Origin of the sequence: Enterobacter sp. RHBSTW-00175, from assembly GCF_013927005.1 — a bacterium.
Classification (GTDB): domain Bacteria; phylum Pseudomonadota; class Gammaproteobacteria; order Enterobacterales; family Enterobacteriaceae; genus Enterobacter.
In genome coordinates this window covers 1385130-1398026 of the sequence record NZ_CP055930.1, presented here as the reverse complement: position 1 = coordinate 1398026, position 12897 = coordinate 1385130, and the positions used below count along the sequence as shown (strand labels likewise).

12 protein-coding genes are annotated in these 12897 nt (G+C 50.8%); 8 read left to right on the top strand and 4 right to left on the bottom strand.

Annotation, left to right across the window (positions count from 1 at the left end; translation table 11 throughout):
* Positions 1 to 5 precede the first annotated feature (5 nt).
* Both lsrF and lsrG read left to right on the top strand, forming a co-directional pair.
* Entirely contained in the window at positions 6 to 893 is an 888-nt protein-coding gene (gene lsrF, locus HV107_RS06535) for a 3-hydroxy-5-phosphonooxypentane-2,4-dione thiolase (RefSeq protein WP_182062540.1), read from the top strand.
* Complete coding sequence (lsrG, locus tag HV107_RS06530) at positions 890 to 1183, top strand: (4S)-4-hydroxy-5-phosphonooxypentane-2,3-dione isomerase (RefSeq protein WP_166717989.1); 294 nt, start codon at positions 890 to 892, stop codon at positions 1181 to 1183. Before lsrF ends, lsrG begins: the two co-directional genes overlap by 4 nt.
* Before the next feature lie 78 nt (positions 1184 to 1261).
* Here the strand turns inward: lsrG and ygjG are convergent, their stop codons facing one another.
* Positions 1262 to 2641 carry a putrescine aminotransferase gene (gene ygjG / locus HV107_RS06525; protein ID WP_182062539.1) on the bottom strand — a complete coding sequence of 460 codons (1380 nt, stop codon included), beginning with the start codon at positions 2639 to 2641 and terminating at the stop codon, positions 1262 to 1264.
* Positions 2642 to 3076: 435 nt separating this feature from the next.
* Between ygjG and HV107_RS06520 the strand changes: the two genes are divergently transcribed.
* Positions 3077 to 4597, top strand: a complete 1521-nt coding sequence (locus HV107_RS06520; RefSeq protein WP_182062538.1) for a PAS domain-containing methyl-accepting chemotaxis protein — start codon at positions 3077 to 3079, stop codon at positions 4595 to 4597.
* 339 nt (positions 4598 to 4936) lie between these two features.
* Positions 4937 to 6496: a methyl-accepting chemotaxis protein gene (locus HV107_RS06515; protein WP_182062537.1), complete on the top strand. Its 1560-nt coding sequence runs from the start codon at positions 4937 to 4939 to the stop codon at positions 6494 to 6496.
* Here the strand turns inward: HV107_RS06515 and HV107_RS06510 are convergent.
* Positions 6493 to 6987, bottom strand: a complete 495-nt coding sequence (locus tag HV107_RS06510) for a PadR family transcriptional regulator (RefSeq protein WP_166717986.1) — start codon at positions 6985 to 6987, stop codon at positions 6493 to 6495. The genes HV107_RS06515 and HV107_RS06510 overlap by 4 nt on opposite strands.
* Before the next feature lie 224 nt (positions 6988 to 7211).
* Here HV107_RS06510 and HV107_RS06505 point away from each other — a divergent pair, with 224 nt between their 5' ends.
* Entirely contained in the window at positions 7212 to 7976 is a 765-nt protein-coding gene (locus tag HV107_RS06505; protein ID WP_182062536.1) for a siderophore-interacting protein, read from the top strand.
* Here HV107_RS06505 and HV107_RS06500 read toward each other — a convergent pair whose 3' ends face one another.
* The gene (locus tag HV107_RS06500) at positions 7977 to 9146 is read right to left on the bottom strand and encodes a DNA repair protein (protein WP_182062535.1); all 1170 of its coding nucleotides are present in this window, start codon (positions 9144 to 9146) and stop codon (positions 7977 to 7979) included.
* A gap of 588 nt (positions 9147 to 9734) precedes the next feature.
* Here HV107_RS06500 and HV107_RS06495 point away from each other — a divergent pair.
* Both HV107_RS06495 and HV107_RS06490 read left to right on the top strand, forming a co-directional pair.
* Positions 9735 to 11051: a site-specific integrase gene (locus HV107_RS06495; protein ID WP_182062534.1), complete on the top strand. Its 1317-nt coding sequence runs from the start codon at positions 9735 to 9737 to the stop codon at positions 11049 to 11051.
* 4 nt (positions 11052 to 11055) lie between these two features.
* On the top strand, positions 11056 to 11670 hold the full coding sequence (locus tag HV107_RS06490; RefSeq protein WP_182062533.1) for a Fic family protein: 615 nt from the start codon (positions 11056 to 11058) through the stop codon (positions 11668 to 11670).
* Here the strand turns inward: HV107_RS06490 and HV107_RS06485 are convergent.
* Positions 11667 to 11825 carry a hypothetical protein gene (locus HV107_RS06485; protein ID WP_182062532.1) on the bottom strand — a complete coding sequence of 53 codons (159 nt, stop codon included), beginning with the start codon at positions 11823 to 11825 and terminating at the stop codon, positions 11667 to 11669. The two genes, HV107_RS06490 and HV107_RS06485, sit on opposite strands and share 4 nt — an antisense overlap.
* A gap of 139 nt (positions 11826 to 11964) precedes the next feature.
* On the opposite strand from HV107_RS06485, the gene HV107_RS06480 reads away from it, so the two are divergent.
* The gene (locus HV107_RS06480; protein ID WP_182062531.1) at positions 11965 to 12828 is read left to right on the top strand and encodes a hypothetical protein; all 864 of its coding nucleotides are present in this window, start codon (positions 11965 to 11967) and stop codon (positions 12826 to 12828) included.
* Positions 12829 to 12897: the final 69 nt, after the last annotated feature.

Sequence of the window (12897 nt, the reverse complement as noted above, 5' to 3'; positions counted from 1 at the left end):
AGCACATGGCTGATTTAGACGACATCAAAGACGGCAAGGATTTTGGCATCGGCACACCGCAGCAGAACGTGCCATTCACCCTGAAGGGTTGCGGCTCGCTGGACTGGGGAATGCAGTCGAGGCTGGCGCGGATCTTTAACCCGAAAAGCAACCGCACGGTGATGCTTGCCTTTGACCACGGCTATTTCCAGGGGCCGACCACCGGCCTTGAGCGTATCGATCTCTCTATTGCGCCGTTGTTTGGCGAAACTGACGTGCTGATGTGTACCCGCGGCATTCTGCGCAGTCAGGTGCCTGCTGCCACTAACAAGCCTGTTGTGCTGCGCGCTTCTGGCGGTAACTCGATTCTGGGTGAGTTGTCCAACGAGTGTGTGGCAGTGGCGATGGAAGATGCCCTGCGCCTGAACGTCTGCGCGGTGGCGGCGCAGGTATACATCGGCAGTGAGTTTGAGCATCAGTCGATCAACAACATCATCAGGCTGGTGGACGCGGGTGCGCGCTACGGCGTGCCTACGCTGGCGGTGACGGGAGTCGGCAAAGAGATGGCGCGCGACGCGCGTTATTTCTCGCTCGCCAGCCGTATCGCCGCCGAAATGGGGGCGCAGTTCGTCAAAACCTATTATGTGGATGAAGGCTTTGAAAAAGTGACCGCCAGCTGCCCTGTGCCGATCGTCATCGCCGGGGGCAAAAAGCTGCCGGAGCACGAGGCGCTGGAGATGTGCTGGCGGGCAATCGACCAGGGCGCATCTGGCGTGGATATGGGGCGCAATATATTCCAGTCCAGCGCGCCGCTGGCAATGCTGAAAGCGGTGAAGAAAGTGGTTCACGAGAACATGAACGCGCGGGAAGCGTTCCAGTTCTGGCAGGAAGAGAAACAGGGAGAAGCAAAATGAACGTGACGTTAGTGGAGATCAACATCAAGCCTGAACGGGTGGACGAATTTCTGGAGGTGTTTCGCGCCAACCACGAAGGCGCGATTCAGGAGCCGGGGAACCTGCGTTTTGATGTACTGCAGGACCCACGCGTGAAAACCCGGTTCTTTATCTACGAGGCCTACAAGGACGAAGAGGCGGTGTTGGCCCATAAGAAAACGCCGCACTACCTGGCGTGCGTGGATAAGCTCGAGGCGTTGATGTCAGAGCCGCGTAAGAAACGCAGTTTTGTGGGGTTGTTACCGGCGTAATGCTTTTTGTAGACCGGGTAAGCGCAAGCGCCTCAGGAATAAAATAACAACGCCCCCTCCCAGGAGAGGGCGTTGCGTTTACGCCTCTTCCACACTGACCCGCATCGCGGCCAGCGCTTTACGCGCCGCTTTCAGCACCAGTTCACACTGTTCAATGGTGAGCGTCAGCGGTGGTTCAACACGGATGGTTTTTGAGTTGTTGAGCGTACCAGCCACCAGTACCCGCTGGCGGAACATCTCGCTTGCGAAGCTGTAGCCGGTTTCGTTATCGACAAACTCAATTGCCATCAGCATCCCTTTGCCGCGTGCTTCCTGCACCAGGTCAGGATATTCACGACCCAGCTGGCGGAAGCCATCCAGCAGCATGTCGCCTTTCTGCTCCGCCTGCGCAGGCAGGTTTTGCTCAAGCAGCACGTTGATGGTGGCCAGTGCTGCCGCACAGGAGAGCGGGTTACCGCCGAAGGTGGTGGTGTGCAGGAATGGGTTATCAAACAACACCGAGAACACCTCTTCGGTAGCAACTGTGGCACCAATCGGCATCACACCGCCGCCGAGCGCTTTCGCAAGGCACAGGATGTCTGGCTGCACATTTTCATGCTCGCAGGCAAACATCTTGCCGGTGCGGCCCATGCCGGTCTGCACTTCGTCAAGAATAAGCAGAGCACCAAACTCATCGCACAGCTGACGCACGGCAGGCAGATAGCCCGGCGGTGGCAGGATCACGCCGCCTTCACCCTGAATTGGCTCCAGGATCACCGCCGCTACGTCGTCGCCGGTTTTACGGCACTCGCTGAGCATGGTGCGCATAGCGTTAATGTCGCCAAATGGCACATGGCGGAAGCCAGGCAGCAGCGGCATGAACGGTTTGCGGAAGGTAGATTTCGCGGTCGCGGACAGCGAGCCTAACGACTTACCGTGGAATGCGCCACTGGTGGCAATAAAGGTGAATTTGCCGCGCGGCGACTGGTACGCTTTGGCGAGTTTCAGCGCCGCTTCGACCGATTCCGTGCCGCTATTACTAAAGAAGCTGTATTTCAGTTTGCCGGGCGTTAAGGCCGCCAGCGTTTTCGCCAGCATGGCGCGAAGTGGGTCGAGCAGTTCCTGGCTATGAAGAGGTTGTTTCGCGAGTTGATTCTGTACGGCGGAAACCACAACTGGATTACGGTGCCCCACGTTGAAAATGCCAAAACCACCCAGGCAATCTATAAATTCCTGTCCCTGGGTGTCGACAAGCGTGTTCAGACTTCCCGCTTGCCACTCTACGGCTCCGTAATCCCCGCCGGCGGTAACAGATTTGCGATACTCCAAAAAACCAGGATTTACATGCTCTTTAAAGTAATCGATGACCTCTCGGTTAAGTTGTTTCATCTCCTCATGATCAAGCGTTCGCTTCTCAATGAGATTCAATGCGTGCGCGGTACAGGCAAGAGCCGAGGCGCTGGAAGGTAACCTGTTCAAAATGTGCTCCCGGGGATCGCGTATCACATGATACTGCGTTAAGTATTGCAGGGATTACGCCACTTCAGCTGACTTAACGAAAATCGGGATAAACGCCAGGTTAAATTTATGTTGCGCAATATTTAATCATGCCGAAATAAGCGAGACGGGATTAAGCGACAGAGAGAAGGCCGATGTTTTAGCGACCTATTTTGTCAATTGCACCTGGGTGGTGCATGGCGTGCTTCTTTAGTGGGCATTAACAGGTCATGCTTCAGGAGTAATTTCCTGACGAAAGTATTTTAAATCAATTAATTAGAAAAACGTACAGAAAGTGCGGTTTAACCGGGATTTGCGATCTCAATCAAATTTAACAACTAAAGATAAACTGTTTACCGCCGAAAAAAGATTAAGCCACAAAATTAACATTCAAATAACCTGCAAGGGATGCTCATAATGTCCTCTCCATCCTATGTCACCCAGAACGAATATCCTCTGGACGATGACACCACCTTAATGTCGACCACCGACCTGCACAGCTACATGACCCATACCAACGACACCTTTGTTCAGGTGAGTGGGTATTCACTCAAGGAACTGCTGGCACAGCCACATAATCTGGTGCGCCACCCGGACATGCCAAAAGCGGCCTTTGCCGATATGTGGTACACGCTACAAAAGGGTGAGCCGTGGAGCGGGATTGTCAAAAACCGCCGTAAAAATGGCGACCACTATTGGGTGCGCGCAAACGCGGTGCCGATGGTGCGTCACGGCCAGGTCACAGGGTATATGTCGATTCGCACCAAAGCGACGGCTGAAGAGATTGCCACCGTGGAGCCTTTATATCAGGCACTGAATGACGGGCGCTGCAACAAGCGGATCCACAAAGGGCTGGTGGTACGCAAAAGCTGGCTTGGCAAACTGCCTGCAATGCCGCTGCGCTGGCGGGTACGCAGTGTGATGGCGGCGCTGTTTGCGGTGATGGCGGCAACACTTTGGGCAACATCCGCAGGCTGGGCATCCTTCGTGGCGGCGGCTGTCGTAATGCTGCTGGGGACCCTGCTGTTTGAGCAGCAAATTGTCCGCCCGGTAGAAAACGTGGCGCGTCAGGCTTTGAAGGTCGCAACCGGGGATCGCAACACCGTGCAGCACCTTAATCGCAGCGATGAGCTGGGGCTGACTTTACGGGCGGTGGGGCAACTTGGGTTGATGTGCCGCTGGTTGATTAATGACGTATCAAGCCAGGTGGTCAGCGTGCGCAATGGCAGCGACAGGCTGGCGCAGGGCAATGAGGATCTCAACGACCGCACGCGCCAGACCGTCACCAACGTGCAGCAGACCGTGGCGACAATGAACCAGATGGCGGCCTCGGTACAAAGCAATTCTGAAACGGCCGCCGAAGTGGATAAGCTTTCCATGGCCGCCAGCAGTGCGGCAACCGAAGGCGGAAATGCGATGCAGACTGTGGTGAAAACCATGGACGATATCGCTGACAGCACTCAGCGGATCGGCTCGATTACCTCGCTTATCAACGACATTGCGTTCCAGACTAATATTCTGGCGTTGAACGCGGCGGTAGAGGCAGCAAGAGCGGGCGAGCAGGGTAAAGGCTTTGCGGTGGTGGCAGGCGAAGTTCGCCACCTGGCCAGCCGAAGCGCCAATGCGGCCAACGATATTCGTAAGCTTATTGATGCCAGCGCCAGCAAGGTACAGTCGGGCTCCGACCAGGTTCACGCCGCAGGCCGCACGATGGACGACATCGTGGAGCAGGTGAAGAACGTGACTCAGCTAATCGCGCAGATTAGCCATTCGACCTCTGAGCAGGCAACCGGGTTATCGGAGCTGACCCGCGCAGTGGCAGAGCTGGACAGTATTACCCAGAAAAATGCCGACCTGGTAGAAGAGAGCGCGCAGATCTCCGCCATGGTTAAACACCGTGCCGGGCGCCTGGAAGACGCGGTGACTGTGCTGCATTGAGTCAGTAATGTTCCAGAAAAGCCGTTTATTTCGTCCGGGATAAACGGCTTTATTATTTCCGTTATTTGTAATTACTATTACGAATTAATGTTAAATATATATTAAATAACTAAATAAATTATCTCAGCTATTTATCCCTGCCTAAGTCAGTTTTCCACGATTCTGTTTCAGAAATCGTCCTTGTGTTGGTTGTATAACGATCAATGCGCCAATATTAATAGTTAACGCCTATCCATCATGTCGGTTATTGAATAAAAAAACGATCAAAGTCATAAAGTTAGGTGATTAGTTACCGATAACGGAGAACGTCTGAGAAATAATCACATCGATGGAGTAAATATGTTCTTACATGACGTAAAGATCGGCACGAAATTATTTCTGGCGTTTGGATTCTTTATTGTGTTGATGGTGGTAAGTGCAACCTTGTCTCTGCTGAGCCTGAACCGGGCCAACAACGGGATGCACACCATCATCACCAATGATTATCCGACCACGGTAAAAGCAAACGAGTTAATCGATAACTTCCAGGAATTTATTAGCACTCAGCAGCTCATGTTGCTGGATGAGCAGGGCAAGTACACCGCGCAGTCCCAGCAGCGCCTGAAAGAGATCAGTGAACATATCACTGTTATCCTGGGCGACCTGAATAACGAACTGCACGATCGAAAATCTCAGCAGGTTCTGGCCGATATTCGCGGGGTGCGCCAGCAGTATCTCGACTCCCGCTACCGCATTTTGCAGGCCGTACAGAACAACGATCGCGCAGGTGCCATTCAGGAGATGATGACCAACACCATCAACCTGCAAAAGGCCTACAAGGATAAAGTGAAGGAGCTTATCAGCGTTCAAAACGGCCAGATGCAAAGCGCCGGCGCGCAGGTGAATAGTGATTTCAGAAGCAACCGTCTGTGGCTGATTATTATCACGCTGTTCAGCGTGGGCGCTGGCAGCCTGATTGGCTGGTACATTGTCCGCTCGATTACCCGTCCACTGGGTACCGCGGTAGCATTTGCCGAAGCGATTGCACAAGGTGACCTGACGCGCAATATCACCTCTCACGGTAACGATGAAACCGGCCATCTGCTCAATGCGCTGATGGAGATGAAAACCCGCTTGCAGGAGATAGTGCAGCAGGTGCAGACCGGCTCAGAAAACATTTCCAGCGCTGCCGCGCAGATTGTCGCCGGTAACCAGGATTTAGCCGCACGAACAGAAGAGCAGGCCAGCTCTGTAGAACAGACTGCGGCATCGATGGAGCAAATCACGGCAACGGTAAAAAATACCGCATCACATACCGGGGAAGCGACCAACCTCTCTGCCGATGCGGCCATGGTGGTAAAAAACAACGGCGAGATGATGAAGCAGGTGACCAGCAAAATGCGCCTGATTAACGAAACGTCGAACCGGATGTCCGACATTATCGACCTGATCGACGCCATTGCCTTCCAGACCAATATTCTGGCGCTGAATGCGGCAGTGGAAGCAGCGCGTGCGGGTGAGCACGGTCGTGGCTTTGCTGTGGTCGCCGGTGAAGTGCGCCAGCTGGCACAGAAGAGTGCCTCTTCTGCCAGTGAGATCCGCCAGCTGATTGAAAGCTCAACCAGCCAGACGCAGGACGGGATGAACCTGGTAGAGAAAGCCAGTGGGCTTATCAACGGCATGGTCGGCAACGTGGAAGAGATGGACGTCATCCTGCGGGAGATCCGTCAGGCAAGCCATGAGCAGACTGAAGGAATTTCGCAGATTAACAGCGCGATTGGCCTGATTGACGCCACCACTCAGCAGAACTCGGCGCTGGTGGAGGAGTCTGTCGCGGCGGCTGCATCGCTTAACGAGCAAGCGACGCAACTGAAAGAGTTGGTAAAAGTCTTCCGCGTGAACGAGTACGCACCGGCTTAATCCAACTGGGAGATCTCCAGCGCCGCGCGGTCGATAACGCCGATGATCTGCTTAAGCTGCGCGTCGCTGAGTTCTCCCTGATTGACCCTGAGGTCCAGCACGGCCTTGAAGTTATCCAGAGCCCGCTTCATCTGCGGGTTTTTTCGCAACTGGAAGCCAACGCAGCGGGCTTTGATCCGCAGCTGAATGTTCTCCAGATGTTCCAGATTTTCATCCAGCCAGTGTTGCCCGGCCAGGGTAATGGCAATCTTTTTGCGCCCGGTTTCTTCTTCCGTAATGGTGATAAAGGTCTGATCCTGCAAGAAATCGAGGGTCGGGTAGATGACGCCGGGACTTGGGGTATAGTTCCCCTGAGTCATGTTCTCAATCTCTTTTATCAGCTCGTAACCGTGGCTCGCATTGCGGGTCAGAATATCCAGAATCACCAACCGCAGTTCGCCGTGGCCGAAAAATCGCTGGCGGCGTCCACCGCCTTCATGTGCGTGTCGCATCGTATCTCCTTAAATTGATATATCTAATTTATATCTAAGTATATCTTAATAGCAATGTCGTCATCGTAATGTTTGTTAATATATTGATTGTGTTGGAATTTTAATTGTACTTCTTGTCTGGTGTTAACTATATCAAAAAATATCTTGCAATCCTGATTGTTAGCAATCATTATCATTTGCAGTTTAATTTAGATATATCGTATTCACATCAGGAAGGCATAAAAATGGCATCTACCCGCTACCCACAACGCGTCTGTAACGACCTGCGCTTTCGCGAGCTGACTGTGCTCCGCGTTGAGCGTGTCGCGGCTGGCTTCCAGCGTATCGTCTTAGGCGGAGACGCCCTGGAGGGCTTTAGCTCCAGAGGTTTCGACGACCACAGCAAAGTCTTTTTCCCGGAGCCAGGGGCGACGTTTGTTCCACCAGTAGTGACCGAAGAAGGGATCGACTGGGGCGAAGGCGTGCGCCCGCAAGCGCGTGACTACACACCGCTGTACGATGAAGCGCGTCATGAACTGGTTTACGATTTCTTTGTCCATGATGGCGGGGTTGCCAGCAACTGGGCGCTACAGGCGAAAGTGGGCGACAAACTCACTATTGGCGGCCCTCGCGGTTCACTGGTGGTCGCGGAGGATTACGCCTGGCAGTTGTATGTGTGCGATGAATCCGGGATGCCTGCGTTGCGTCGCCGTTTAGAAGCGATAGCCAGACTGCCGGTGCGCCCAGACGTTCATGCCGTTGTGACCATTGGCGATGCGTCTTACAAGGATTATCTGGCGCATCTGAGTGAGTTCAACATCACCTGGGTCGTCGGGCATAGCGAGCAGGCGGTGGCAGACCAGCTGGCGGCGATTAACGTGCCCGCAGAGGATTACTTTATCTGGTTAACCGGGGAAGGGAAGGTGGTGAAAAGCCTGAGTCGCCAGTTTGAAAATGACGAGATTGATCAGCAATTAGTGCGTGCCAGCGCGTACTGGCACGCCAAATAATTACGCGGCGGTATCCAGCTGCGCTTCGCTTACCTGATGTTCGAGCGAGGCGCGAACATCATGCAGGGCTTTCTCCTGCTGGATAAAGTAAGCTTCCATATTGTTCAGGGACGAGACCAGCAGCCAGGACTCTTCTTTTTCCAGCTCGGCCAACTCGTTCACTAAGGTGTCGATTTGCTCGCGTACCTGCGCCATTTTTTTGCGGATACGCTCCAGATCGTTCAGACGGTCGCTTGCCATCAGCGGCTCAAAGCCCTGTTGCAGGCGAGCAACCAGAGAGCGAATGGCTTTCACGTCTCCACGTTGTTTGGCCTGATTCAGCTGCACCATCATGGTGTTGGCTTCTTCTTTCAGATCGTCTGCCACCAGATCCGGGTGGCACAGCTTGCTTGCCTGACGCCAGAGCCGTTTTAGCTCGTTCTGATCTTCTTCGGAGAGGTTTGTCCCTTTCCGCAGACGTACCTCGGCATCATGGTGTTGTTCACGGTATTTTTCATACTCGTTATTGGCATTATCCCGCGCCTGACGTGCGGGCTCCTCTTCACGCGTTAACCCGCTTTCCAGCTCCAGTGCTTCGGCCAGCAGATTTGCAATCAGGTTGCTTTGCTGCTGAAGATGTTTGCGTGCTTCCGCAGCCTGCAAGGAATCCGCAGGCAGATCGCGCCAGCGCTGAGTCAGTGTTGCTAACACCTCTACTGCCTGCGCCATATACTGCTGGCAACGGCGGTAGTCCTCTTCGCGGCGACGTGCCTCCGCCTGTTGACGACGCAGATTCAACTCGGCAAGTGTTTTACGCAGGGCGAGGATCTGCTGCATCAAAGGCCCGAGGCGGGAGAAATAGAGATCGTTGAACTCATCAAGTTGCTGCACACGCGCGTTGCGACGATCAATAAGATCACGCAGACGTTCTTCCAGTGCTTTTAGCTCCAGCTTGCTGGCCGCCACTTGCGGATCGCGCCACTGGGTTATCGCCCGCTGGTTTTGTAACCAGGTGGTGATAGCCGCGATGGCGGCGGTGTAATTCTTTTGCTCAAGCGCCACGACGATTGCCTGTAGCTCATCGCCAAACGCTTCATTTTTCAGGCGTGCCAGCTGACTAAAGATGATGTCGTCATCTTCCAGTTCAATGGCATTTTTAATGATTTCTAGCCGTTTGATCGGTGTGCTCATGATGCCTTTCGCTTTGGGGCTTAAGTATTTGAGTTAAGGTTAGTTGTTGTAAACGCTACAGGAAATAATACACACGGATGATGATCGGCGCGATGGGGGATTTCTTTAGTTTTTAGGGTTTTTGATGGTGAATGAGAGGTTTGTTGTTTTTCTGGTACGGGGCACACTGTTTGTAGGATCAGCAATAGGGCTGTCCAGCCGTTTGATAACCAAAAACTAACCGCAGATAAACGCTTTATCCGAACGTAACGCATCTGGCGCTTTGGAAAGCACTGTTGCTGCCTGTGAGCAATACCTCCAGAAAAACAAAGGGCCGGAGATTTCTCTCCAGCCCTTGCTGTATCTGGTGGCCCCTGCTGGACTTGAACCAGCGACCAAGCGATTATGAGTCATAAAATTGGCATGTTTTTAATTGTTCGCCATTGTCTCTATTTGTATTTTTAATTGTCTATAATCAATCGGTTATGAAGTTATTTTTGTTTCTGATTGGTTCTCTTATTTCCCCATTGTACTATCCTTACCTGACCCATTACCTGACCCGAAATGGGCATCGGGTCAGGTAACGCTTATCCTTAGAAAGGTAAACTCATGGCCGCTAATCTTACTGAGACTGCTATACGTGGATTGAAGACAAAAAGCACGGCGTACTACGTGTGGAGCAACAGCGCTCAACGTGGTACAGGCAGACTTGGCGTTAAGGTTCAACCGTCAGGCAGCAAGGTTTTTTATTTCCGTTACTACGTTGAGAAAGGGAAGAAAGAGAAATTCATTCAGTTGGGCATCTGGCCTGAGATGAAACTGGTGACGGCCAATGAGCTGGCGAAAAAGTACGGAGCCTGGCTTGTTGAAGGAAAAGATCCCCAGCAAGAGCTTGAACAACAACGCCTGGCCGAGCAGCATATTATGCAGATCCATCGTTCTCAGGGATCATTTGAAGAGCTGGTGCATGGCTACGTTAACAAGATGAAGCTCGACAATAAGCGGACGTGGGCTGATGTATTGAAGCGCATGGAGCGAGAGTGCTATACCGTTATTCCTCGTGATACCAAAGCGAAGGACGTGACACCTCTGCAGATCAAAACCATCCTCTCAGGCATTATCCAGCGTGATGCCGTTGTCCATGCAAACCGAGTTCGTTCTTACCTGATGGCGGCATTCAACTACGGTTTGAAAGCTGATAACGATCCGATGAATACCAGCGTGGGCATTACGTTCGGGCTTGAAGTTAATCCGGTATCGGCCATACCGAAGCAGTCTTCGGCGGAAAAAGTGGGTGATACATGGTTAACGCTGGAAGAGCTTCGTTTTGTCATGGAGCAGTTCGCAGAGGCCACCAACGTTGGGCCGCTGATGCAGCATTTAATCCGCTTCTGCGTTTATGCTGGTGGGCAGCGCCCGTTCGAAATGATTGCCAGCCAGTGGAGCGCGATTGACTGGCAGCAAAAGACGTTACTGGTCATTGCCGATGTATCGAAAAACAAGCGTGAGCACCTGATCCCGATGACTGAGTCGGCATTACAGGAATTAGCCTCAGTGAAAGAGCTGACTAAGGAAAGTAACAGCCCCTATATTTTTCCTCTATCGACCAACGGTGAGCGCCCAGTACGTACCGATAGCCTTGCGCGTTCCATCATGTATTTCCGGGCCTTCAATCCTGAGTTTAAAGTTTTCACGGCGCGAGATTTACGTCGAACTTGTAAAACGTTAATGGGGGAAGCCGGGATCAGTAAAGAGATCCGTGACCGTATTCAGAATCACGCTTTGAATGACGTAAGCTCGAAACACTATGACCGTTATGATTACCTGACTGAAAAGCGCAGGGCGCTTGAGATCTGGGAAGATAGGGTTAATAGCTATCAAAGGCAGCAAGAAAACAACGTTGTGAACTTGTTTGGGCGGAGGTAAGAGCTTGGCAAAATATGAGCTTAATTCAGCAGAAGAGCGTTATCAGCCGGGTTCTGGGGATTTGGTGCTGGCTAATAAGTTAGGGATCACTGATGAAGAGGAAATGGAGGCTCTGGAATCAGGCCTGTTGCTGATGCTTTATGAACAGCTATTTATCGAAGGCCAGCCGCCAGCGGTGCTGGCTTTTGAGCACATCAGTGGGTGGCATCGCCAATGGCTGGGGAATGTGTATGACTGGGCAGGGAGGTTGCGTAATGCCAACTTAACTAAAGACGGTTTTCAGTTTGCCGCTGCCGACAGGATTCCGCTGCTTCTTGATGGTTTCGAGAGGCAGTTTCTCTCTAGGTCTGGTGAACTGAAATCCATGGCTCGTCCGGAGCTGGTTAGCTATCTGGCTGAATGCCATGTGGAGTTTATTTTGATCCATCCATTCAGAGAAGGTAATGGGCGTCTGTCGAGATTGCTTTGCGATGTGTTGTCAGTTCTGGCGGGGAAGGGCTTACTGGACTACAGCCTGTGGGATGAGCACAAGGCGTTTTACTTCAAGGCAATACAGGCAGGCGTATCAGGGAACTACAGTCCTATGATGCAACTGGTGAGCGATATATTGCCAGATTAACGGGCGAGGCCAACGGCTTTCGCCTGTGCCTGATTTTTTTTGAGTTGTTGCTCAATTTTTTGCACAGAAACGCCCGTTTCGATCGCTGTTGAGCTGGCAACGGAGCGGTAAATCTGGGCTTTAGTAACTTGCGGTGATGTTGATTGCTTGCGCATGGGGCGGTTCCTTGATGTATTCAATTGGATTATAGTTGTACTGAATCAATTGGACAATAGATCTCATTGGTTAGTATTTTAAAGCACAATCAAAAGCGTAAAATCGGTGAGGATTTTATTCTGAGGAGGAACAAATATAATGGAAAACAAATCTCAATTTCTTACTATTGAAACTATCTGTATAAAATATAGTATTAAGTTAGAAAATATAATAGAGCTTTGGTGTGATAATAATATCCCTCTCTATATACATCTTGAAGGAAATTCGTGTCAATTATCATGTTCTATTCGTAAAGACGATGAGTCTCACTTAAAGGAGGAGTTAAACGATATTTCCACTGAGATTGGTTCGCCTAATAGTTCACTAGATAATATCGAACAGCATAAATATCTTATTGAAGACCGCAAGGTTGAAATTATTAACGAATTTGATTTATATCAAAAAGATAAATCCCCTCTAACTAAGATAAGACAGTTTCGAATGAAAAAAGGGGCGGGTATTTTCTATATTCCCATCGGGGATGATCAGTTTTATTACGACGGTTACGCATATGGATATTGGCGGATTAAACCTGGACCAACTACACGGTTCATTAAGGGTGATTATAAAATATCTAATTTAAATCCTTTGTTGTCGGATTACGATGTTTCAGCTTTATTGAAAGTCATAGGACATGATGAAGGGGACTTTTTGATATTTAAAGAAGCAATTGAAATTAATAAAAATGACCTGTGTATGAATGTTGATGACATTGAAAAGTTAGAGTTTGCATTGACTGGTTCATCGAAAATTAAAAAGAAAGAAAGTGAAAATCGTTATTCTAAGGTAGAGCATTTGGCTTTATATATTTTGCTAAATGAGTATTGTTTGGATAATGATGGTAGTGTTAACTTCACAACAATGGCAGGTGTTTTAACCAGTCTGAATGAAGAGAAATATGGTGGAGAATATATATTCAAACCTGAGACTATTCGCCGTTGGTTAAAAAACATTCCAATATAACTCAATGTATTGAATTGATATAGCTCAGTCCACTTTGTCCGAACTCTTCATCCTACATGCTGTGTTAAA

What these genes read in the sequence shown, in the direction of transcription:
- lsrF (WP_182062540.1), top strand. Translation starts at nt 6, where the DNA reads ATGGCTGATTTAGACGACATCAAAGACGGCAAGGATTTTGGCATCGGC.
- lsrG (WP_166717989.1), top strand. Translation starts at nt 890, where the DNA reads ATGAACGTGACGTTAGTGGAGATCAACATCAAGCCTGAACGGGTGGAC.
- HV107_RS06520 (WP_182062538.1), top strand. Translation starts at nt 3,077, where the DNA reads ATGTCCTCTCCATCCTATGTCACCCAGAACGAATATCCTCTGGACGAT.
- HV107_RS06515 (WP_182062537.1), top strand. Translation starts at nt 4,937, where the DNA reads ATGTTCTTACATGACGTAAAGATCGGCACGAAATTATTTCTGGCGTTT.
- HV107_RS06510 (WP_166717986.1), bottom strand. Translation starts at nt 6,987, where the DNA reads ATGCGACACGCACATGAAGGCGGTGGACGCCGCCAGCGATTTTTCGGC.
- HV107_RS06505 (WP_182062536.1), top strand. Translation starts at nt 7,212, where the DNA reads ATGGCATCTACCCGCTACCCACAACGCGTCTGTAACGACCTGCGCTTT.
- HV107_RS06500 (WP_182062535.1), bottom strand. Translation starts at nt 9,146, where the DNA reads ATGAGCACACCGATCAAACGGCTAGAAATCATTAAAAATGCCATTGAA.
- HV107_RS06495 (WP_182062534.1), top strand. Translation starts at nt 9,735, where the DNA reads ATGGCCGCTAATCTTACTGAGACTGCTATACGTGGATTGAAGACAAAA.
- HV107_RS06485 (WP_182062532.1), bottom strand. Translation starts at nt 11,825, where the DNA reads ATGCGCAAGCAATCAACATCACCGCAAGTTACTAAAGCCCAGATTTAC.
- HV107_RS06480 (WP_182062531.1), top strand. Translation starts at nt 11,965, where the DNA reads ATGGAAAACAAATCTCAATTTCTTACTATTGAAACTATCTGTATAAAA.